Source organism: Undibacterium sp. MH2W (assembly GCF_049340215.1).
Taxonomy (GTDB): domain Bacteria; phylum Pseudomonadota; class Gammaproteobacteria; order Burkholderiales; family Burkholderiaceae_D; genus Undibacterium.
Window position 1 is genome coordinate 1 of sequence record NZ_JBMPPA010000048.1, and the last position, 255, is coordinate 255.

The following is a 255-nucleotide window of genomic DNA, read 5'->3' on the forward strand; positions in this document are numbered from 1 at the left end:
CATTTGCGGCGTTGCAGTTTTACCTGTACCAATTGCCCACACAGGTTCGTAAGCAACAACAATCGACCCCATTTGCTCAGCAGTCAGCACATCCATCACTGCCTGCAACTGCGCCGCCACGATCGCGTTTGTCTCACCGCTCTCTCGCTGCTCAAGCGTTTCACCGACACACACGACCGGAATGATATTTTCCGATAATGCCTTCAACGCTTTTTGCGCAACCAACTCACTACTTTCCGCGTGATATGCACGGCG

At 52.5% G+C, this 255-nt stretch carries 1 protein-coding gene; it reads right to left on the reverse strand.

Features of this window, described 5'->3' with window-relative positions:
* On the reverse strand, window positions 1-255 hold a 255-nt coding region (locus ACO0K2_RS19800; RefSeq protein ID WP_423021775.1), incomplete at both ends, for a triose-phosphate isomerase.